The 22,696-nt window shown below is 47.7% G+C and carries 22 protein-coding genes and 1 riboswitch; all 22 genes read right to left on the bottom strand.

Annotated features, from left to right (window positions below; translation table 11 throughout):
• Positions 1-1,265: sugar transferase (locus MSA64_RS01500; protein WP_287890251.1), on the bottom strand; the 1,265-nt coding region annotated here is incomplete at its 3' end.
• 316 nt (positions 1,266-1,581) lie between these two features.
• Positions 1,582-2,328 carry an amino acid ABC transporter ATP-binding protein gene (locus tag MSA64_RS01495; RefSeq protein ID WP_022172879.1) on the bottom strand — a complete coding sequence of 249 codons (747 nt, stop codon included), beginning with the start codon at positions 2,326-2,328 and terminating at the stop codon, positions 1,582-1,584.
• Positions 2,315-3,007, bottom strand: a complete 693-nt coding sequence (locus tag MSA64_RS01490; RefSeq protein WP_022172880.1) for an amino acid ABC transporter permease — start codon at positions 3,005-3,007, stop codon at positions 2,315-2,317. Before MSA64_RS01490 ends, MSA64_RS01495 begins: the two co-directional genes overlap by 14 nt.
• Positions 3,008-3,316: 309 nt before the next feature.
• The gene (locus MSA64_RS01485) at positions 3,317-4,099 is read right to left on the bottom strand and encodes a transporter substrate-binding domain-containing protein (RefSeq protein ID WP_287890249.1); all 783 of its coding nucleotides are present in this window, start codon (positions 4,097-4,099) and stop codon (positions 3,317-3,319) included.
• Positions 4,100-4,287: 188 nt separating this feature from the next.
• The gene (locus MSA64_RS01480; RefSeq protein ID WP_287890247.1) at positions 4,288-5,190 is read right to left on the bottom strand and encodes an amidohydrolase family protein; all 903 of its coding nucleotides are present in this window, start codon (positions 5,188-5,190) and stop codon (positions 4,288-4,290) included.
• Between the two features lie 395 nt (positions 5,191-5,585).
• Entirely contained in the window at positions 5,586-6,227 is a 642-nt protein-coding gene (locus MSA64_RS01475) for a precorrin-8X methylmutase (protein ID WP_022172883.1), read from the bottom strand.
• Positions 6,228-6,230: 3 nt separating this feature from the next.
• Positions 6,231-7,742, bottom strand: a complete 1,512-nt coding sequence (locus MSA64_RS01470) for a cobyric acid synthase (RefSeq protein WP_287890246.1) — start codon at positions 7,740-7,742, stop codon at positions 6,231-6,233.
• A 3-nt stretch (positions 7,743-7,745) separates the two neighbouring features.
• Positions 7,746-8,789, bottom strand: coding sequence for a threonine-phosphate decarboxylase CobD (gene cobD, locus MSA64_RS01465; protein ID WP_287890245.1), 1,044 nt, complete (start codon positions 8,787-8,789; stop codon positions 7,746-7,748).
• A gap of 132 nt (positions 8,790-8,921) precedes the next feature.
• Complete coding sequence (cbiB, locus tag MSA64_RS01460; RefSeq protein ID WP_287890243.1) at positions 8,922-9,890, bottom strand: adenosylcobinamide-phosphate synthase CbiB; 969 nt, start codon at positions 9,888-9,890, stop codon at positions 8,922-8,924.
• Between the two features lie 74 nt (positions 9,891-9,964).
• Positions 9,965-10,579, bottom strand: a complete 615-nt coding sequence (locus MSA64_RS01455; RefSeq protein WP_287890241.1) for a histidine phosphatase family protein — start codon at positions 10,577-10,579, stop codon at positions 9,965-9,967.
• Between the two features lie 16 nt (positions 10,580-10,595).
• Positions 10,596-10,976 carry a bifunctional adenosylcobinamide kinase/adenosylcobinamide-phosphate guanylyltransferase gene (locus MSA64_RS01450; RefSeq protein ID WP_287890239.1) on the bottom strand — a complete coding sequence of 127 codons (381 nt, stop codon included), beginning with the start codon at positions 10,974-10,976 and terminating at the stop codon, positions 10,596-10,598.
• A 69-nt stretch (positions 10,977-11,045) separates the two neighbouring features.
• Positions 11,046-11,810 (bottom strand): adenosylcobinamide-GDP ribazoletransferase, encoded by a 765-nt coding sequence (locus tag MSA64_RS01445; protein WP_287890237.1) that lies wholly within the window; start codon positions 11,808-11,810, stop codon positions 11,046-11,048.
• Positions 11,791-12,342, bottom strand: coding sequence for a bifunctional adenosylcobinamide kinase/adenosylcobinamide-phosphate guanylyltransferase (locus tag MSA64_RS01440; RefSeq protein WP_277663990.1), 552 nt, complete (start codon positions 12,340-12,342; stop codon positions 11,791-11,793). Before MSA64_RS01440 ends, MSA64_RS01445 begins: the two co-directional genes overlap by 20 nt.
• 25 nt (positions 12,343-12,367) lie before the next feature.
• Entirely contained in the window at positions 12,368-13,417 is a 1,050-nt protein-coding gene (gene cobT / locus MSA64_RS01435; RefSeq protein ID WP_154432373.1) for a nicotinate-nucleotide--dimethylbenzimidazole phosphoribosyltransferase, read from the bottom strand.
• Positions 13,418-13,419: 2 nt separating this feature from the next.
• The gene (locus MSA64_RS01430) at positions 13,420-14,787 is read right to left on the bottom strand and encodes a cobyrinate a,c-diamide synthase (protein ID WP_287890234.1); all 1,368 of its coding nucleotides are present in this window, start codon (positions 14,785-14,787) and stop codon (positions 13,420-13,422) included.
• On the bottom strand, positions 14,780-16,954 hold the full coding sequence (gene cobK, locus MSA64_RS01425; RefSeq protein WP_287890232.1) for a precorrin-6A reductase: 2,175 nt from the start codon (positions 16,952-16,954) through the stop codon (positions 14,780-14,782). Before cobK ends, MSA64_RS01430 begins: the two co-directional genes overlap by 8 nt.
• Positions 16,947-17,678, bottom strand: coding sequence for a precorrin-3B C(17)-methyltransferase (gene cobJ, locus MSA64_RS01420; protein WP_022170886.1), 732 nt, complete (start codon positions 17,676-17,678; stop codon positions 16,947-16,949). The genes cobK and cobJ overlap by 8 nt, the downstream gene beginning before the upstream one ends.
• The gene (locus MSA64_RS01415) at positions 17,671-18,774 is read right to left on the bottom strand and encodes a cobalt-precorrin 5A hydrolase (RefSeq protein WP_287890230.1); all 1,104 of its coding nucleotides are present in this window, start codon (positions 18,772-18,774) and stop codon (positions 17,671-17,673) included. Before MSA64_RS01415 ends, cobJ begins: the two co-directional genes overlap by 8 nt.
• Before the next feature lies 1 nt (position 18,775).
• The gene (gene cobM, locus MSA64_RS01410; protein ID WP_106492220.1) at positions 18,776-19,534 is read right to left on the bottom strand and encodes a precorrin-4 C(11)-methyltransferase; all 759 of its coding nucleotides are present in this window, start codon (positions 19,532-19,534) and stop codon (positions 18,776-18,778) included.
• 47 nt (positions 19,535-19,581) lie between these two features.
• Positions 19,582-20,277, bottom strand: coding sequence for a precorrin-2 C(20)-methyltransferase (gene cobI / locus MSA64_RS01405; RefSeq protein WP_118567653.1), 696 nt, complete (start codon positions 20,275-20,277; stop codon positions 19,582-19,584).
• Positions 20,274-21,515 (bottom strand): cobalt-precorrin-5B (C(1))-methyltransferase CbiD, encoded by a 1,242-nt coding sequence (gene cbiD / locus MSA64_RS01400; RefSeq protein ID WP_118634058.1) that lies wholly within the window; start codon positions 21,513-21,515, stop codon positions 20,274-20,276. The genes cobI and cbiD overlap by 4 nt, the downstream gene beginning before the upstream one ends.
• A gap of 270 nt (positions 21,516-21,785) precedes the next feature.
• Positions 21,786-21,857: riboswitch (adenosylcobalamin-variant (AdoCbl-variant) riboswitch) on the bottom strand.
• Between the two features lie 63 nt (positions 21,858-21,920).
• On the bottom strand, positions 21,921-22,696 hold a 776-nt coding region (locus MSA64_RS01395), incomplete at its 5' end, for a cell wall hydrolase (RefSeq protein WP_287890226.1).

Genomic DNA, 22,696 nt, shown 5'->3' with positions numbered 1-22,696 from the left:
CTGTGATGGAGTTCATATTTGTTCCACTCGTCCAGTGTCGGTGGACGGGTTCCTACGATGCTCATATCACCTTTCAGTACATTAAAGAACTGTGGGAATTCATCCAGGCTGGTGACGCGGATGAAGTTACCGATGCCGGTTTTCTTCGTTCCGTCCGGCAGGATTTCATTACCGATGACACGGGGATCAAAGTCCAGCTTGAACATCATGCCGTCGCTGACACGGTTCTGTTTCATCAGCTCGGCTTTCCGTTCTTCTGCATCCATATACATGCTGCGGAATTTGTACATTTTGAATTTCTTACCGTTTTTACCGACACGCTCCTGGGAAAAGAAGATCGGACCCGGGGACTTCAGGTAAATAGCAGGACCCACGAACAAAGTGATCAGCAAAGTCAGCAGACAGCCAAACAGACCACCGGCGATATCGATCGCGCGTTTCATAAACAACTGTTTTGCGGATGCATAGTTGATACTGGTTGTCAGTACGGTATAGGGTCCGACTTTTTCCACCAGCTGTTTTTTACCACCCATCGCCTCGGAAACTTTCGCCAGGTTCAGATGTACCGTCACACCCGCTTCCGTAAACTGTTCCATCAGAGCATACGGATAGGGAACATCTGTTGCCGGAATGACAAATACCTCGTCGATCCACTCCCGGCAGACATAAGCAGCTGCATTTTCTTCGTTGGCTACTACCGGAACGCCTGCGATTTTCGTACCGCAGAGATCATCATCGATAATTACCAGACCGGATAAAGCAAAGCGTTCATAGTTATTCTCCCGGATATTATGAACGACCTGCTCTGCCATATCTTTTGTCGTCACGACCAACAGAGAACGGTTTCCTTCACTCATTCTGCTTCGAAGAATTTTTTTCCAGATGATCCGGACGATGTAAGTGAGAATCGCATAGATCACACCGGTCAGATATAGTGCGGTTCTGGAGTACGCCTGACCTTCCTGCATCGTAAACAGATACAGTACCGAGAACAGTTCCACAAGGAGCACATGCTTTACCGTCGCTGCAAACTCCCTGAAATATCCCCGTTTCAAAACATTGGATAATGTCTCATAGAAAAACATCACGACGATATCCAGCAGTTCCATAAAAATCGCCATGTTCCGATATAGTGGAACTATGTAGGGACTGCCGTTGTCATGACGGATCACATAGGCAAGCAGGAATGCGATCTGAAGACAGATCATATCCAGAAAAATGAAATCAAAGTGTTTTAACCAGCCCTTCGAGCCTTTTTTGTACATCTTTCTGTTTCCCCCTCAGAAAACGAGAACTTTACTTTTGTTCTCTCATTATTTTTTCTTCACTTATTTATCATACTATCCAAAAGTATAGCACTGGGTTTGTGCATTTTCAATATAAATGTAATTTTTTTAACATGAATTACCATTTTTCGTCGTTTTACAAATATTCAGTTCTGTATCTGTTATTTTTTTGTACAAACTATAGAGAACCAAAAATGTGCCTTGCGTATCCTCGCGGAATGTTTTGTTTACATGAAAGTAATTTCCTGTAAGTAAAACAGGCAATGACCTTTTCCGGTCATTGCCTGTTTTTCTGTTACAATACTTTTGATAAGAACTCCTGCAGTCTCGGATTCTTCGGGTGTGCAAAGAATTCATCCGGTGTATTCTCTTCCTGGATCTTTCCTTCATCGATGAAAATTACTCTGGTGGCCACTTCTCTGGCGAATCCCATCTCATGGGTAACAACTACCATGGTCATTCCTGTCTGTGCCAGTTCTTTCATGATCTCCAGTACTTCTCCGACCATCTCCGGATCCAGCGCGGAAGTCGGCTCATCAAAGAGCATCACATCCGGATTCATCGCCATGGCACGTGCGATGGCGATACGCTGTTTCTGTCCACCGGAAAGGCTATCCGGGTAAGCATCTGCTTTGTCCGGAAGACCCACACGGGCAAGGAGTTCTTCTGCTTTCTCAGAAGCTTCCTCTTCTTTCATCAGTCCCAGTGTCACAGGAGCCAGCATGATATTCTCTTTTACTGTCTTATGTGGAAACAGATTGAACTGCTGAAATACCATACCGATTTTCTGACGGTGGCGGTTGATATCAACCTTCGGATCTGTAATATCCACACCTTCAAAAAGAATCTTGCCACCGGTTGGAACTTCCAGAAGGTTCAGAGAACGAAGAAAGGTAGATTTTCCGGAACCGGATGGGCCGATGACTGCTACCACTTCACCCTGACAGATATCTGTGGTGATACCGTCCAGAACCTGATTATCATCAAACTTTTTCTCCAGTCCCTGTACCTGCAATAAAACTTTTCCTTTATTTGCGGTCACTTTTTCTCAACCTCCTCTCCAGTTTACCCATAAAGTATGTCAGAATCGTTACCAGCACCCAGTAAAATACTGCAGCTGCAATCAACGGTACAAAGGCTTCATATGTACGGCTCTGTACCAGTGTCGCTGCTTTCGTGATATCCGTCATACCGATGTAACCGATGATAGATGTCTCTTTCAGCAGCACGATCATCTCATTGATCAGTGCCGGCAACACATTTTTAAATGCCTGGGGCATAATGATCAGCTTCATCGTCTGTCCGGAACTAAGTCCCAGACTCCGTCCAGCCTCCATCTGTCCTTTATCGATGGACATGATACCCGACCGCACGATCTCCGCCACATACGCACCGGAGTTAATACCAAATGCCACACCACCAACGATAACTTCATTCACCGCGATGGACGCAAATATAACAAAGTTAAATATCAACACCTGAACCATCGTAGGCGTACCACGGATAACACTCAGATACACCTTACAGATCGCATTCAGCACCTTCAGCTTCCCTGTCTGCTCATAAGTCGACCGGATAATCGCCACCGTAAACCCAAGCACCACACCAATACAAAGTGCCAGCACCGTAATCAGCAACGTATTCCGCAAACCCGTCAACCACCAACTGGAAGCCCCATTATCCACAAAATACCTGTGAACCCAATGACTTAAAGATCCCATATCGTTTCCCTTACACTCCTTTTACAAGGTCTTTTCGTATATTATTCACTTCATCTCTCATATCCCGGGGATTATCTTTCACCTTACTAAACCTCACTAATATAAAAGCCATCCCCAATTGTCAGAAACTATATTTTCTTACCTCCCGCCTGCGAAGGTTCGCTTGATATTTCAATACGCAGACCATCTGACACGGCCGGTCCTTAGGCAGCGTATTTTGCTGCCTTAGTACCGCTGCCAGTGTCAGCTGAGCGGGAGCGGGTCGGAGTATTGAAATATCAAGCGAACCCCACCCGGGTATCCACTCATTTATTTTCTAACAATCACAACCTGAGACGCATTCGCATAAGTATCCGTAAAATCAACACTCTCTTTTCTCTCATCTGTCACAGTCATACCAGCCGCACCAAATTCAGCCTTACCACTGGAAACTGCTGCCAGGATAGATTCGAATGCCATATCGTCAATCTTCAGATCATAACCCATTTTGTCGCAGATTGCTTTCGCCATATCTGCATCGATTCCTACGATATTATCTCCTTCTTTATACTCCCATGGCTCGAATTCTGCGTTGGTAGCCATGGTCAGAGTACCGTTGGTATACTCGGTTCCTTCCGGAGTCTCGTACTGATAGCTTCCCTGGTCATCACCGATGTAGTTTGCCATGATCTTATCCAGAGTGCCATCCTCTTTCAGTTCCTTGATGGCCGCATTCATTTTCTCTGTCAGTTCTGTATTTCCTTTTTTCAGACAGATCGCATATTCTTCCGGTTCCCAGATATTTTCTACGATCTTCAGATCATCGTTGGCATCTACAAACTTCTGAGCCGGCAGAGAGTCGATCACAACCGCATCGATCTTACCGGTCTTCAGAGCCTGGATGGCATCCGCACCTTTGTTATAACGTTTCATCTGAGAATCACTTGCTACTGCATCGCTGGCATTGCTGTCTCCGGTAGTACCGGTCTGCACACCGATGGTCAGATCTTTCAGATCATCAACGCTGGATACCTCTACCTGTTTTTTGCTGCCGCATCCGAACATGGATACTGCCATAATACCTGTCATTGCAAATACAACTGCCTTTTTCATACTCTTATCCTCCTGTTATTCTTGTGTACTCACGAATCTGCATATAGTTTTCCGGCTGATTCATCCGTCTGCATATCTATACAGTGTGAGTGCATTTTTATACTAATTAAAATCTTCTTTATTATAACAGCTTTTTATTTTTTTGCAACCGGGAATTCCTGCCTGTAGGGTTCTTTTTCAGACACGCTCTAAGAAAATCTTTCTTTTATCAGCCGGTCACCGTTCCGGATCCGCTTTTCCCAGTCCGGGAAGTCTTCTTCCAGAATCTCCCGGAAAGCCTGGTATTCATCAAGAAGTCCCTGACCGTGGAGGACACGATAGGCTCCGGCATCACTTCCGAGAGCAAGTTTTGCTCCGAGCTGATACCCGCGGAATAATGCTTTTTTCTGTCTTTCCCAGATATTTTTCACTACTTGTTCCGGAAACCGTCCGTCTCCGAGAAGATTTTTTACTGTTACTATCGTAGGTACCCAGACAGCATCGGAAGCTGCAAGTGCCTGAAGCGCATCTTCGTCGCAGAAGTTTCCATGTTCGATACTGTCCACACCTGCGAGAGCTGCTGCCCGGACTGCCTGACTGCCGTTTGTATGTGCCATGACGGGGAAACCTTCTTCATGGGCAATATGGATCAGTTCGCGGATCTCACTGTCGGCAAGTGAAGGTTCCGTCAGGCCTCCATGAGTAAAGTCCATGATGCCGGAGATCATAATTTTCACGAAGTGTCCGCCCTGCCGGCGCAGATCCCCGATCAATTTCCTGTACTCCTGCATGGTTTCGTAACCTCTTCCCACGATCGCTCCGTAGTGCCCCTTTTTGTGAATGGCAAAGATCGGTGTCCGGTAGGTGATCCCATAGGCAGGTGCCAGTTCCATCGTCCGTTTTGATGTTCCGTAGATATCCCCGCCTTCCCGCAGCCAGGTGATTCCGCGCTTCCGGTATTCCGCAAGATGCGCGTGGATCACCCGGTCGCAGACACCATTATTCTGGTCGGCTACGGCTTTTTTATAGTCTGTGCCGTTCATGAAAATGTGCATGTGGGCTTCGCCGTATGGGAATTGGTTTATTGTTTTTCTTTGTAGCTCTTGTTTCATATTCTTTATCGCCTGTCCCTCACTATCGTTACTGTTCACTCCGTTCTCAGCAACCTCATTATCTTCTATTTCAATCTTTCACATATAAAACACTTGAATTCTTTGATACAAAGTGATAGTATTTAATTAAATCAAAACTGATTCATTGGATCAATTATTGATTTGTTATGTAACAGAAAGCACCCACTCCAATGGTGGATGCTCCGAGTTTAGGCTTTAAATTATGTCCTTAAGGACGCGGCCTATCCTGTGGCTCAGACAGGATAGGTTTTTTTATTTTCGGTAGCATAACCTCGGGAGGCTACCTCACCCTGTCATGAGTGCTTTCCTTGCATATTTTTTTATCACACATATGGTATTTATACAAGCACATTTCTGTATTTTTCTGTTATCGTCTAATCTCTCCGATCATCGATCATATACAGCAACGCATTGCAGATGCACGCTGCGATATTGCTTCCGCCTTTTCTTCCCCGTGCCACGATATATGGGACATCCGCTTTCATGATCAGTTCTTTGGACTGTACCACGTTGACGAATCCTACCGGGACACCGATGATGAGTGCCGGATTCAGTTTTCCCTCTTCGATCAGTTCGTAGAGACGTACCAGAGCAGTCGGAGCGTTACCGATTGCAAAGATCAGTGGTTTGTCCAGCTGTGCTGCCTTATCCATGCTTGCGGTGGCTCTTGTGGTTCCATTTGCCTTCGCTGTGGCTGCCACATCCTCGTCGGACATGAAGCAGTAAACCTCTCCGCCGTAACGGGCGAGGGCACGTTTGTTGATGCCGGATCTGCCCATCTGGGTATCCGTAACGATACAGGCACCCTGGCGGATCGCATCCATGGCTTTTGCCACAACATTGTCAGAAAAACACAGACTGTCCGCATATTCAAAGTCTGCACTTGTATGGATACAGCGTTTGATGATCAGTTCTTTGTCCGGGTCCAGTTTCCGGTCTCCCAGTTCTTCCGTGATGATCTCAAAGCTTCTGCGTTCAATATCTCTTGGTTTTACATTTTCCAGTTCTATTTTCATAACTTATACCCCTGCTTCCAGAATCTCATATATTGCCTTCATATCCAGATGTTCCCGCAGCGCTGCTGCCAGAATATCGTACTGTGTCTCTTTGAATGTCTGAAAATCCACACCTTTCATCTCTGAGGTATCAATTCCCTTCTTTTTCCCCAGTGCCCGGATCACAGCCTCCGCCACACCTTCTTTGTCAAATACACCGTGAACATAGGTGCCATAGACACGGGAAGTATACGCACCATCCTGTTTTTCCTCTGTGGTCTTTGCATGATCCCGGATCGTTGTCAGCGGGGATGCCCCTTCATGTAAAGTCGTCACACCCATATGAATCTCATACCCTTCCAGCTCCACGCCGGAAAGCTGGGAAAGTTCGCCCTCTACCTGTCCGAATATACCACTGACTCTGGTTCTGGTCTTTCCGTCTGCAAATACGGTATCCATCGAAAGCAGTCCCATCCCTTTCATGGTTCCTCCCGCTTCCACACCGTCCGGATCGGAAAGTGTTTCCCCTAACATCTGGTAGCCGCCGCAGACACCGAAGATCACTGTTCCTGCTGCTGCCAGTTTGAGGACTGCCGCCTCCATGCCGCTCTCCCGCATCCACTGCAGGTCTCCCATAGTATTCTTTGTTCCCGGGAGAATCACCATATCCGGATGCTTCAGTTCATGGATATGCTTTACATATCGAAGAGACACACCCGGAATATTTTCAAATGGATTAAAATCTGTAAAGTTAGAGATCCGTGGAACCCGGATCACCGCGATATCGATCTGTCCCACCTCCTGCTGACTGTCAAACCGCTCCGTCAGACTGTCTTCGTCTTCCACCTCGATCTGCAGGTACGGTGCCACGCCAACTACCGGGATGCCGCTTCGTTCTTCCAGCATCTCCACACCGGGATCAAGAATGGTTTTGTCCCCTCGGAATTTGTTGATGATCAGACCCTTTACCATCTCTTTTTCCTCGTCTTCCAGAAGCATCACCGTACCGATCAGCTGGGCAAATACGCCGCCGCGGTCGATATCTCCGACCAGAAGCACCGGTGCTTTTGCAAGCTTGGCCATACCCATATTGACGATATCATCCTGCTTTAAGTTAATCTCCGCCGGACTTCCCGCGCCTTCAATGACAATGATATCGTTTTCTGCTGCCAGCGTATCATAGGCCTTCATAATATCCGGGATCAATTTCTTTTTGTATGCGAAATAATCCCGTGCACTCATATTTCCAAGGACTTCACCGTTTACGATCACCTGGCTGCCCACATCATTGGTTGGCTTTAACAGGATCGGATTCATCAGAACAGACGGTCTGATGCCTGCCGCTTCCGCCTGCATCACCTGTGCCCGTCCCATCTCCAGTCCTTCTTCTGTGATAAAGGAATTCAGTGCCATATTCTGTGATTTAAACGGTGCCACCCGATAGCCATCCTGTTTAAAGATCCGGCACAGTCCGGCTGCCAGCAGGCTCTTTCCTGCGTTGGACATGGTTCCCTGTATCATAATTGCTTTTGCCATGATTTATCTCCTCACTTTCCGAATCTTTTCTAATAATTGTTCGTTTTCTGTATGCAGCTTTACTGCGATCCGGTAACAGCCTTTCCAGAGTCCTGGATAATTGCTGCAGTCCCGGATCATCACACCTTCCTGCAGAAGTTTTTCATACAGATCAGGCTCTCCCTCAAAAAACAGATAATTTGCCTGGGAGTCCAGCACCGGATATCCCATTTTCATCAGTCCCTCCCGCAGGAATTGCCGTTCCTGAAAGATCAGTGTTCTCGCCTTCTCCACATAAGCTGTCTCTCTCAGCGCCGCAGTTCCGGCTTCCTGCGCCGGTGTGGATACATTCCACGGCTGCAGCTGAGCTTCGATCTGCGTCATCAGTGTTTCGCCGGACGTAATTCCATAGCCCAGTCGTAATCCTGCCATCGCATATCGTTTGGTAAATGCTTTCAGAAGAACCAGATACTTCTTTCCTTTCAGTTCACCTTTTAAGGTATGTACTTCCGGTTCCGGAACAAAATCAAGAAAACATTCATCCACCACCAGATAGATCTGTCGTTTTTCGCAGAGGGTTACAATCTTTCGAAGAAGTTTCGGATCCATCAGAATACCGGTCGGGTTGTTTGGGTTACACAGAAAAACCATTTGCAGATCTTCTTTTTGCAGTCTGTCCAGAATCCTGTCCTGCAAAGTAAATCCATCTTCTTTTTTCAGGATCTCTCTGTTCACCTCACATCCCACAGCTTCCAGTGCCTGGGCATATTCTGCAAAGGTAGGTGCCAGTACCAGCGCTCTTTTCGGCTTTACCGCCTGCACCAGTGCAAAGATCAGTTCTGCCGCCCCGTTTCCACAGATCAGCCATTCCACCGGAACCTGTTCATATTCCGCCAGCGCCTGCTTCAGCTTTTCCTGACAGGCATCCGGATAATGGCAAACCCGTTCCATGCTGTCTTTTGCCGCCCGGATGACCCCGGGCGGTGTTCCAAGCGGATTGATATTCGCTGAATAATCCAGCACATCCGGGTGGCGGTAGATATCTCCGCCATGTATGTATTCTTTCATGAGTCCGTTGTTTCTCCTTTTTGTATCTGTTTTTTCTTTTATTGGTACAATTGTAACTATTCAGTAGGTAGCATTCTGCGAATCGTTTTGGCATGTTTATGTCAAAATGCCATCACCGCAGTTACGGTATATTTATATAAATACGCAGACCAGAACACGCACCAGTCCAAATATCACAAGTGACAGTACCGTTCCTGCATACATCAGTTTGTGAGATCTTATGATATCCTCAATCTCTACTTTCCGGATCGGATCACCGATATATGGTTTTTTATGCAGTTCTCCAAAATACCAGGCATCTCCTGCCAACTGGATATCCAGTGCACCGGCCATCACAGCTTCTGTCTGCGCAGAGTTCGGGCTGGCGTGTTTTCTTCGGTCGCGAAGATAGATTTTCTTTGCATTTTTTCCATCCATACCGATCAGCCAGGCTCCTGCGATCATCAGCCAGGCGGAAAGTCTTGCCGGAATATAATTCAACACATCATCCAGTTTTGCCGCCGCTGTTCCAAAATACCGGTACCTGTCGTTCACATAACCCACCATGGAGTCCATGGTATTCACACTTTTATAGGCAAAGCCCAGCACTGCGCCGCCGATCATCATGTAAAACAGCGGGGCAATGATACCGTCGGAAGTATTCTCTGCAACGGTTTCAACTGCTGCTTTGGTTACACCTTCTTCGGTCAGATTCTGCGTGTCACGTCCCACGATCATCGATACAGCATAACGGCTTTTTTCAATATCTCCGGTCTGCAGCGCATCGTAGACTTTTTTACTCTCGTCACGAAGGGATCTTGCCGCCAGCAGCTGGTAGCACATAAAGCTCTCCAGCGCCACCCCAAGCCAGGTGCGCAATCCATACGCCAGATGCAGGATCAGCCATGGGACAAAAGACGAAGCCGCCACGATTCCCACCACCAGCAATCCTCCGGCGATCCGTTCTCCTGTTTTTGTTTTCGGAAATATCTTCCGCAGGATCTTCTCTAAAAATGTAATCCCATGCCCGATGATACGCACCGGATGATACAGCCATCTGGGATCCCCAAAACACAGATCCATAAGGAATCCCAGTACTACTGCAAGTAATGTCCACTTCATCTTTTCTTCCTCTTTCTGTAACCATCTGCTTTTTTGCAGTTACGCCTTTTCTATTTCTGTTCTTATTATCTACACTACTGTTGTTTTGTCATTTGTATCGGATTTAACACACGCAGCACCGGCTGCTGTCCTGACGCATCGCTCCACGCGGCCGGATCTGTTTCTGCTTCATATCCTTCTCCGTTGCCCACATGCCATTCATAAAAGGCTTTTTTTCTATCTGCGAATCGTTCCAGCACTGCCATGATAATGCCACCATGGACGACAAAAGCAGCGGATTCTGTTCCATCTTCCGCGCAGAGCTTCAATCCTTCCAGGAATCCCTGACAGGCCCTGTCCCGAAATTCCTGTGGATCTTCCCCTCCCGGGAAGGGCAGGGTTGCATTGCTGTCCACCCACGCCTGATACTCGGCATCACCGGTCATTTCCTTCCAGTTTTTGTTTTCGAATCTTCCGAAATCACACTCTCTCAGGTTCTGAATCACCTGCTGCTCCTGGCCCGGATAGATACAGGCCGCTGTCTGACGGCAGCGAAGCAGGGGACTTACAAAAAGTCTTTCTGCTTTCGGATAGTTCTGTTTTTTCAGCTGTTCCTGATCCTCTTCCAGAACCGGTTCATCGGTGATCCCGATATAGCGATTCAGCTGATTCCCGGGTGTTTTCCCATGCCGGATCAGATATATTCTCATCTGTTTTCTCCTTTTCTCACTTGAGCTGTGTTCCGATCCCACAGCAGACACGCACTACCTGAGCTGCATGTGCCGCAAGTTTTGTACATACCCGACCGCATGCTTCTCTCCATTCCCGGTCTTTCGCGTCCATCGGGACGATTCCGTAGCCTACTTCATCCGTTACAATGATCAGATCAGGATTTTCTTTCCATATTATTTCTGCAAGATCCCGGACTGATCCTCCTTCGTCCAGTTCTCTGCGGATAAAGGAGTGGAAATGATGGACTGCTTTTGCTGTTTTCAGATCTTCTATCGTGCAGGTCTGACCGTCTTTCCAGTCGGGATCGGTCAGGTTGTATGTTTTTGATGCGTAAGATTGTTTGCCCTGGTAAGCACCGCCGATTACTAATATCATTGTTGGTTCTCCTTTTTAATGATAAGTTTGTTGGGTAGGTTGTGGTGGATTCGGTCGATTGCTCATCGTTTAAAGCCAAAGCGCACCAAGCACTGCCCCGCAAGCCATAAACACCTCACACAGCGACAAAAAGCACCCCGCCAGGTCCCCGGTCGTTCCTCCGAAATACTTCATCGCATTCCGATAATAAAGGGTATAAACCAGAATCGCTATTCCATAAACCAGAAGACCCAGTTTCCAGTCCACCAGCAGCATCCCGGCCAGCAGTATCAGCAGATACACACACATCGTGGCTTTTACCTGCCTATCCTTCGCCCCGCGTGCCATAGCAGAAACCGATCCGGTCTTTTTTGCCTTCGGAAATGTCACGATCGCCAGCCCGCTTAATGTCCGGGACAGACAAAATGTAAAGGGGATCATCGCCAGGGCGCGGGCACTGATCTGGCTGTATACACCATAATAAAACATAAAGTAAACCACACAGGTAATCACCGCAAATGCTCCGGAATTAGAATCCTTCAGGATCTCCAGCCGGCGCTCACGTTCCTGCCATGAACTCATCGCATCTGCCGTATCCAACAATCCGTCCAGGTGGATCCCTCCGGTAAGAAACCATGGGATCAATGTCAGGATCACAGTATAAAAGGCTGAGGAAAGCCCAAGATACGTTCCGAACGTCCCCCACAGCCAGGTTACTCCGCCGATGGCAACACCGATCCATGGGAAAAAGCACATGGCATATGCCATATTTTCTTCATTCCATTCACACTGGGGCATCGGGATCTTCGAATACATGGAAAATGCAATCAGAAAACTATGATAAAATTTCTTCATTTTTTCTCTCCTCGCCTGTCTTTTTATGAAAAACCGGAATTCCGTAGACAACCTCTGTGACTGTATCTGCGATCTGCGCCATCTGACAGTTGATCGCACCAAGTTTTTCCAGATATTTTTCTGTCTCCGGATCGTAGGTGATGCCGTCGGAAAAGACCTCGTTCGTCACTACCACCAGATTTTCTGCCCGCTCCAGCAGATGGTGGATTCCATTCAGGATCGCCTTCACAGTATTGTCCCCGGCTCCGCCTTCCTGATAGATCTCATTTGCCGTCAGATTCGACATGCACTCCAGCAGTACATCTGCCCCCTGCGGTATCGTAAGATGCTCCAGATCCGTATAACGCTCAATCGTCGTAAACTTTTTCTCTGCCCGCATGGCGCGATGTCTCGCGATCCTCCGGTGGCTTTCTTCATCAAACGGGTACATCGTCGCAATATAGATTCTTTTGTTTCCCTGACAATCCAGGATACACTGTTCCGCAAATGCAGATTTTCCGCTGCCGCTTCCTCCTGTTACTACATGAAACATCTCTGATTTCCTTCTCTTTCTCTTCTTACACCAGTGGCACATAATTTTCCATCTGATTATCGGAAAACGTGCACATGCCTCCATATACCGCCAGCGCCATATCAAGGATCGGATAAATCGTTACCGCTCCGGTTCCCTCACCCAGACACATATCACAGTCTAAAAATACCGGAATATCCAGCGCCTCCAGGATCATCATCGTTGCCGGTTCTTTTGATTTGTGTGATGTGATTACATAATCTTTCACTGCCGGACAGATCCGGATCGCACACAATGCGGCCACACAGGAGATGAATCCATCGGCAACCACCGGGATCCGACAGGCTGCTCCGCCTAAGAATACCCCTGCCATACCGGCAATATCGAGTCCGCCTACTTTCGCGAGCACATCGATCGGATCTTCTTTCTTCGGTTTATGCAAGGCAATCGCATCTCTGATCACAGAAATCTTCTTTTTCAGTCCTGTACCGGAAAGTCCTGCACCGCGTCCGGTTACCTTTGCCGGATCTTGTTCCAGTAAAACGGCAGTCACTGCACTGCTGGTCGTTGTATTGCCGATCCCCATCTCACCGGTTGCTATGATTCCATACCCTTTTTCTTTGAGTTCTTCCACCATATGGATGCCGACTTCGAGTGCCTGAACAGCCTGTTCTCTTGTCATGGCAGGCTCTTTCGCCATATTTTTTGTTCCGTACATCACTTTATGCTGAAGAATCGTGCTGTCCGTGGCAATCCCGATGTCCACCGGGAAGATATCTGCACCTGCTTTTTTACAGAGGATACTTGCTGTAGCCTTTTCTTTCAGAAAATTTTCGGCTACGATTTTGGTCACTTCCTGCCCGCTCTGTGTCACACCTTCTTCCACTACACCGTTATCGGCGCACATGACCACCAGAGCTTTTTTCTTCAGGTCCACTCTGGCATTCCCTGTCATACCGGCGATACGAACGACCGTATCCTGCAGCCGTCCCAGACTGTGAAGCGGCATGGCAATATTGTTCCAGTGTGCCAGAGCCGCTTCCATGGCTGTCTTATCTGCCGGATGTATCTTCTCCAGTGTTTCCTCTAACGTCATACTTATGCCTTCCTTTCCTCACAGGTGCGTAAGAACTGTTCCGGCACCTGCAGATTGCTGTAATAATACATATGCGGAAATCCGCTCATTCCCTGTCTGTCACTGTGTATACAGTTCCATGACCGACTGCTCAGTGGTTTCCTGGCCGTATAGCTTTCCCCACAGTTATCCGAATCAAAATAATGAAATTCATGGGCCCGGATTCCTCCCACATTCTTCCCGAAACACGTTCCGTCTTCCAGGGTAATATAACCGAATCTGGTAAGCCGGGGCGTACGCCAGGATTTGCCGGGAATAACACCGGCCATTGGCCAGCTGTGTCCTTCCATGTCCTCCATCTCCTGATGCAGATACATAAAACCACCGCATTCTGCCATATAGGGAATACCTGCCTGTACCGCTTCACGGACAGAAGTAAGCATTTTTTTATTCTCACTCAGTGCTTTTGCATACAGCTCCGGATATCCGCCATGAAAAAGCATTCCGTCTATATTTTCCGGGAGTTTTTCATCATGAATGGGAGAAAAGGGAATCAGCTGCGCACCCATTTCCTCCAGAAGCTCCAGATTGTCCTGATAGAAAAAGCAGAACGCTTCATCCTTCGCCAGAGCGATCCTTACGCTTCTTTTTGTATGATAGCCGGTCAGTGGTTCCTGAACAGGAAGTTCCTCTGCACCATCTGCCAGTTCCAGAAGTCCGTCAATATCCACGGATCTTTCCAGGATCTCTGCCAGTTTCATCAGTTTATCATGCAAATCTGCGATTTCTTCCGGCATCACCAGACCCAGATGACGGCTTTCCAGCACGCAGTCCTTCACCACCGGAACATACCCGTACACTTTCACCGGCAGGGTTTCTTCGATGATCTGCTTTAACCGCGGATACATCATTGGGGATATCTGATTCAGAATCACACCACGGATCTGACTGTCTTCTCTGTATTCCATAAAGCCCTTGACAAAAGCTGCCGCAGACAGACTCATTCCCTTTGCATTTACGATTAGCACCGCGGGTGTGTTTGTGATTCTTGCCACATCATAGGCACTGGCTTTCGGAGAGATCCCCGCAAGTCCGTCATAGTAACCCATCACGCCTTCAATCACAGAAATCTCACAGTCTCTTGCATTTTTCTCCAGAAGATACCGCAGGGTATCTTCCTTCGCAAAAAAGCTGTCCAGGTTCCTGCTTTTTGTTCCGATCACACGGCTGTGAAACATCGGGTCAATATAATCCGGTCCACACTTGAAAGAAGCAACCTGCAGGTTTCTGTTTTTTAATGCCTGCAGCAGTCCGCAGGTGAGCAGTGTCTTTCCGCTTCCGCTCGCGGCTGCCCCGAGAAGGATTCGCGGCACTTTGCGTTTGTTATTCATTTGTTTCTTCCTTTCCCCGGCAGGAGATCACATAGACCGGATTCTGTCCCATCATCAGATGATAAGATCCCGCTTTTTTGCCTTTTGCTACCTGCACCTGTGCGATATCCACCTGCTCAAATGGCAAAACATTCAGACAGTTCATGGCCTCTCCCACGGATTCGAGAGCGATGCAGTTGATCACCACACGGATCCCGGGATTCTTTGAAAGCAGCAGTTTAAGGATGTCTTTCATGTTACCGGAGGAGCCTCCGATAAAAGCATGGGTCGGTACCGGCAGATCCACGCAGGCTTCCGGTGCCAGTCCTTCGACAATCTCAAGATTATCTGCTGCAAACTTTTCTTTGTTTTTATATAACAGTTCCACAGCCTCCGGTTTTTTCTCGATCGCATATACCCGGCCTTCTACCGCCTGCATAGCCATCTCTACGGATACAGAACCGGTTCCGGCTCCCACATCGTAAACAATCGAATTCCGTGTCAGCTGTAATTTTGACAGGGAGATGCCTCGCACTTCCTCTTTCGTCATCGGCACTTTTCCCCGGATAAATGCTTCATCCGGGATCCCGTGTGTCACGATGGCTTCTTTTCCCTCTCTGGTAAATAACACGACACTGAGACTGTCCGTCTCAAGTTCTGTCAGCTGCCAGGCATATCCCCGGGTGATCTTTTCTTCCGGGTAGGAAAGCCGTTCGCCTACCTCTACCCGCACATCACCCATGCCGTAGCGCTGCAGCTTCTGACACAATTTTGCGATGCCGTCTGTCGTTCCCACAATAGCAAAAATCTTTCCGTATATACGCAGAAGTCCGGGCAGATTGCACTCTCTTCCATGAAGGCTGACCGGATGAACATCTTCCCACGGAGTTTCCAGTTTTGCACAGAAATAAATCATAGAAGATATGCCACAGTACACTTTTTTCTGTATCATCGGCAGTTCCCGGTGCAGTGTCTCCAGGAGTTTTTTGGCTCCGCTGTAGAATCCGACATCCCCTGAGAGGGCAATCGCCACGTTTTTGTGCTCCGGATGAGCCGCAATATAAGCACAGATCTCTTCCGGTTTGTATCCGGTCCAGACTTCCTGGCCCGGTTTCCGGATATGTTCCACCATCCGTGCTGCTCCGATCAGAAGATCCGCACACTCCAGTGCCTGTTTTCCTTCCTGTGTCAGAGTATCTGCAGTTCCCATACCGATTCCCACAAGAGATACCTTTTGCCCCCGAAGGATATCCTCAGTTTCTTCTCCTTCGGTTACCGCTTCTGTATTTTGCGTTGCTGCTTCCTGCATGACAGGTTCCTGCGCAACCTTTTCCTGCCCGCTGCCGGGATTCTCTATATTTTCTACATTTTCTGTATCAGTATTGACAATTTCGATTTTTGCATCATTTGCAACATTTTCTTTCGGGAGAAACCGGCGATTCAGATACTCGATACATTTCTCCAGTTCCATGCCCTGTTCTTCCTTCGGTCGTCCGATGACAATCATCCGGCAGCCGGTTTCTTTTGCCGCCTGATATTTTTCCAGGAATCCTCCGGCTCTTCCCGATTCTTTACTTACCATCCATGCGATATCAAACTGATGGATCAGTGCGATATTCATTTCCCGGGAAAAAGGTCCCTGCATGCACAGCAGATGTTTCCCTTCGATGCCAAGTTTTGCGCAGGAAGAGACAACTTCCACCAGAGAAAGCACTCTGGCATAGATTCTTTCCTGATAATCGGTCAGTGCCGTATAGGCAGACAGTTCTTTGCTCCCGGTGGTAACCAGAATATTTCCACTGGTTTTTTCCAGATATTCCACCGCTTCCCGGATGCTTTTTACATATGTAATGGTTTCTTCTTCTTCAAGACGCCGGCTTTCCTGACGCACCACCCGCAGATAGGCAGTTCCGGTACGTTCGCAGGCGGTCTCAATATTTTCCGTCACTACCTGGGCATACGGATGAGTCGCATCGATGACCAGCCCGTTCTCCATCTGTAACATCCTCTCTTCCATCTGCTTTTCATCCAGACGTTCGTGGGATAATTCCAGATATTCGCCCTGCGGCAACAGACTTTCTCCGTATTCCGTAGCGACACATACCATGGAAGGTATTTTATTTTCATTCAAATATTCGGCCACGGTGCGTCCTTCCACCGTACCGCCGAACAGCAGAACTTTATACATTTCGATATCCCCTCGGTGTTACCATCTTACCGTTAATCTCTTTGGTCTGTGAATTGCCCACCCATACGGTCGTAAACATGTCTACCTTCGTATCCCGCAGGGTTTTCAGATCCATCACTTCATAATGTTCCCCGTCTCTTCCGATGTAGCTTACGATACCGCATACGGTCTCCGGGCTCTTGTACTGCATCATCAGATCGCAGGCTTTCTGCAGATAATCGCTTCGCTTCCTGCTGGACGGGTTATACAGACACACAACAAAATCAGCCTCTGCAGCTGCCAGCAGACGTGCCTCAATCTTCTCCCACGGTGTCAGCAGATCACTCAGACTGATCAGACAGAAATCGTGGATCAGCGGAGCACCCAGTACTGCCGCACCGCCGGTCGCTGCTGTTACACCGGGAATAATCTCCAGTTCTACTTCCGGATAGTTGACACCGACCTCATACATCAGTCCGGACATACCGTATACACCGGCATCTCCGCTGCAGATCATGGAAACTACTTTTCCCTTTTTTGCTTCTTCAAAAGCCATCACACAACGATCCACCTCTTTTTTCATGGGAGTGGTCAGGAATTCTTTCCCCGGAAAATGTTCTTTTACCAGATCTACATATACTGTATAGCCGATAATTACCTCACTTTTTTCCATTGCATGAATTGCCTTCAGTGTCATCTGTTCGTATTCTCCCGGTCCGATACCGATTACATATAATTTATTCAAAGCTCACACTCCATTTCTTTATTGTACACGCAGCGGTCACTCCCTCTGCGGCCTGTTTTCTCATGATAAATGTTCCGCCATCGCAGGCAAGGCTGGCACTTCGTTCGCATACATTGTCCACACCGGTGATCTTGCTGACAAATGCAGATGGCGTAAAGGTACCTTTTGCTTTTTCAAGTTCTTCTCCACGATAAGTCACAAAAGGAAGGTGATATTTTTCACAGAACGCCAGCAGTCCCGGCTCTTCTTTTTTCAGATCGATGCTGGCTGCCAGGATAATCTGTTCTGCAGCTATTCCATGTTCTGACAGATACTTCTGAATCTGTGTTTCGATCTTTTCTTCCGGTGTGTTTTTCCTGCAACCCACCCCAAGATATACATTTTTCGGATACAGATGAAGCATCCGAGTCTGCTCTGTTCCCAGGGCTTCTTCCTGTTCTCTGTCACTTTGCGGGATTGCAAACCATAAAGTTCCCTGTTTCCCATCCGGGCTTTCCGTCTTCCGGAATCGCAGCTGTGCCGGAATGGTCTGTTCTTTCGGAAAGACGAATCCTTCTCCGGCTCCCCAGACAATAGTTTTTCCCCGGATCAGCAACGCCGCCATCTCTTTTGCCAGCTCCATATCAGAAATCACCAGATTGTTTTTCCGGGCAAAGACATCCACCGCAAAAGTGTGGTTTACGTCTGTCCCTGTGGTGATCACGGGTTGCGCTCCGATGCTTTCTGCAGCGAATTCCGTCAGTTCGTTTGCTCCGCCGAGATGACCGGAGAGAAGAGAGATCGCATAGCTGCCCTGTTCGTCGATCACCACAACCGCCGGGTCTGTTTTCTTACTTACCACGAAAGGAGCGATGGTTCTCACAGCGATCCCGGTGGCACTGAAAAAAATGATTCCGTCCAGTCGGGGGATCCATTCTTCTGCCCATTCTCTCAGGGTCCCTTTCACTTTCCGAAAAGGATGTTTTTCAGGAAGCTCTACATATTTACTTTTCACAAAGCCATACACCTCCTGATCCTGCTTTTGCAGATCTCTCAGAAGTTTTTCTCCAAGGACACAGCCATGTTCTGTGAATGCGATGATTCCTGTCTTTTTCATCTTATTTTGTTGCTTCCCGAAACTCTGTGGTGAATGCCGGATTATACAGTTCTGACCGGTCATAGTGGCTGTGAGCCACCACATCACCGATGATCATCAGTGCGGTCTTTGTAATATTGTTTTCTTTTGCTGTCTGTGCCAGCGTTCCTACTGTACAGACGAATGTTTTCTGATCTTCCCAGGTCGCTTTGTATACAATCGCTGCCGGCGTATCGGCGGTGTAACCACCCTCGATCAGTCTTCTGCTCAGTTCTTCTAACATGCCTGTACTTAAAAAGACAACCATCGTTGCCTGATGGGCCGCAAAGGACTGGATGCTCTCTTTTTCCGGTACCGGAGTTCTTCCTTCCATTCGGGTTATGATCACACTCTGTGATACATCCGGCAGTGTGTATTCCAGGTTCAGCGCGGATGCCGCACCACAGAAGCTGCTGACACCCGGGCAATAATCAAATGCAATATTTTTTTCTTCCAGAACATCCATCTGTTCCCGGATCGCACCATACAAAGAAGGATCTCCGGTATGGAGACGTACCGTTGTCAGCCCCTTTTCTTCCGCTGCAAAGATCACATCCAGAACTTCTTCCAGTGTCATCTTCGCACTGTTGTAGATCTCACAGTTTTCTTTCGTGTATTCAAGAAGCTGTGGATTGACCAGTGAGCCTGCATAGATCACTACGTCTGCTTCTTCCAGAAATCTTTTTCCTCTCAGTGTGATCAGATCCGGTGCACCGGAACCTGCTCCTACGAAATGTACCATATGTTTTCTCCTCTCTTGTCCCTGGCGTCAGGCACTCTTATTTTCTCTTATTTTTTATCTTTTACGACCAGAAGGGTATAATATCCTGCTTCTTCCGGTATCTCTTTGGCCGATGCATAGATTTTTTCCTCCGGCATGCCGCAGTTTTCGATCATTACGGCATTCTGTCCGCTTCTTAAAATGCTGTCTCTTACTTTTTTCAGGCGTTTGCCGCTTTTCATCAGCACTTTGGTTCCAGGCAGTTTTAAAAGCTCATCCATTTCTTCTGCTTTATAGGTCGCCGGAATCACATGGAGCGGTTCTGCCATCTCCGCCAGACCCATATTAAGGCGGGCCGCCACTGCACAGAAAGAAGTGATCCCGCTCACGATTTCAGCCTGATAACCGCGTTCCAGGATACGTTTATGTACATACAGATAAGTGGAATATATAGTAGGATCTCCCAGTGTCAAAAACACCACATTTTTTCCCTGTTTCAGATAAGATTCCACTGCATCTGCAGCCTTATTATGATTGTCTTCCAGTACTGCCCTGTCTTTTGTCATCGGCATAGCCACCGGAATCAGTTCTTTTTCATCCAGTTTTGGATATGCTCCTTTTACGATCTGATAAGCGACACTGGCTTTTATATCGTTGCCCGGTACTGCGATCACAGGATTCTCGCGGATCAGACGAAGGGCTTTCAGTGTCAGCAGTTCCGGATCTCCCGGTCCCACTCCAAGTCCATATAATATTCCACTCATAGTTTTTTCTCCTCGTTTTTCTGTTGATTTGGTTTCTGTTCTTTATCTGCACATTGATCGTGTGCTTTTTTTTCTGCCTGCTTCATGATTTTTCGGGCGAGTTCCGGAACCTTCGAGGTTTCTGCCAGCTTTCCATATACATTGGAAAATAAGATAGTTCCCACTTCCAGCTGTTCGCCTGCCCTTTTATTCAGATAGAATTCTACCCGGTCACTGATTTCTTTCATCGTAGCTTCCAGATAACCCTTTCGTTTTAAAATCTCCACACTCTGCTCCGTGGTGATCGTATCAAGAATCTCTTTTGCTGTCTCCAGATCTGCGCCGGCGCGGATCGCATTCGCTGCCATCAGTTCGCTTCGACTGTCTGCCTGGCGGGAATGGGTATTCATGATTCCGCCGGCTACTTTCACAAATTTGCCGATATGGGAGATAAACAAGATACCCTTTACTCCCAGCTCTCTTGCCATATCCAGGGTCTCCCCCACATAATTGCTACATTTCATCGAATAGGTAAGATCCAGTCTTGTCTGTTCTTTTGAAAAAGCCTGACCGTAATTTCCCGGTGTAATCACCAGATAAGACCCGCCGCCTTCCACCAGCATCTTCATCTCCAGCCGCAGGCTGGCCACCAGTGCTGTCTCACTCATCGGGATCACGATGCCACTTGTTCCAAGAACAGAGATTCCGCCTTCGATACCCAGACGTGGATTAAACGTCTTTTTTGCAAGCTCCACTCCTGCCGGAATCTCAATCTGCACATCCAGACCTCCGGTGTAGTGATATTCTTTACAGACCTGCTCTACATTTTCAAGGATCATCTGCCTTGGAACCTTGTTGATCGCCGCCTCGCCAACTGCCTGCCACAGACCCGGTCTGGTCACTCTTCCTACACCGATCCCTCCGTCCAGAGTAATCTGTGGTGCATCCCTGCGGGAAACGTTTGCATATACATAGATTCCCGTCGTTACATCCGGATCATCACCGCCATCCTTCTGCACGGCACAGCGCACCCTTCCCTCATCCATGGAAATCTCCTCGATCAGCAGATGCAGTAAAATTCCTTTTGGTGTCTGTAAAGCCACCTCTTCCACTTTTTCTCCGGTCAGCAGCATCCGCGTTGCCGCCTGCGCCGCAGCTGCCGCACAGGAACCGGTTGTATAACCGTAACGAAGTTTTCTGTTTTTTTCATCTACCGCATAATACCCTTCCAGACCAGTGCGGTGTGTTTTTTTATCCATATTATTTTTTCCAATCACAGTTTACTTATTGCTTTGTCTTGTTGCCTGCATACATGAACAAAGAATGTGTCTTGGCACATTCTCGCGCCTGCGCGGTCGCTTGCGACATCTACCTTATACGCCGCAGTGCGCATCCTCGCGGAACGTTTTTTACTTTGCAGGAAAGCAGTTTCCTGTAAAGTAAAAAACCGTTGTCAAAAAGACAACGGTTTTCCTGCTCATTTCTATTCTGTAATCCTTCGGTTGCCGCAAATGTTTACAGTCCTCACCATACAGAGAGTACTCCGACTTTAACGGTAACGGACTTGTACAGGAATTTCACCTGTTTTCCTGCAACTGTATGTGATAAATTTTTCACGACAATATTATAAACTCTTTCCTGTATGCTGTCAATGATGGATAGTATCAGGATTTTTTGATCCAGGTGCTGTAGAATGTCGTATTCTTATAGGTAAATGCATATGTTTTTTCCGGATCCAGATTCGCATTCTCAAATGCTTTTGGTGTCATAAATCCCAGATATTCCAGCATAGTATGACCTTCCGGAACCTTCAGTTCTTCCAGTATACCTTTCACTTCATCGCTCAGCTCATCGGTCTTGTTATTATCGTAAGCATCACAGATTGCTCTGGCGTTCGCAACAGCTTTTTTTGCATTTTCCATCGCTGTACCGCCTTTGCCGCTCACGATGAGATTCAGACTTTTTGTCAGTGCTCCGTCTCTTGCCACTTCAAACTGTGTTGCCTGATAAATCATATTTTTCGCTTCTGATGGATATGGAGCCGAGCTGGTCTTATTGGTCCGCATACGGTTTAACATAACCATCGCGACACCTGTCATACCGGTAAGTCCCTGGTTTGCCGACTCTGCATAGACAGCTGCCGCAAGGAACTCGTCCTCTGTTACATCCACACCCACCTGAGGATCGGAAAGATATGTTTTCTTTTCCACATTGTATTTTCTTCCATTCGCATCAGTCACCTGAAGATAACGGTTTTCCCGGTTCGTGCATAGTCCGTTGACATCGAATGTATAGACATAACTTCCGAGGCTGTAATCTTTACCGGCTACCATTCTGCCGTATTTATCAATGTAATAACCACCGATCCCGGCTGTTCCCACCCAGTAATTATAGGCTTTCTCACCTACTTTTTCTGCACTGTTCTTTGCGGTCGGTTTCA

Source organism: Oliverpabstia sp. (assembly GCF_022785585.1).
Classification (GTDB): domain Bacteria; phylum Bacillota; class Clostridia; order Lachnospirales; family Lachnospiraceae; genus Oliverpabstia; species Oliverpabstia intestinalis.
Note: the sequence above shows the minus strand (reverse complement) of the source record. Positions and strands in the feature narration are given on the sequence as shown.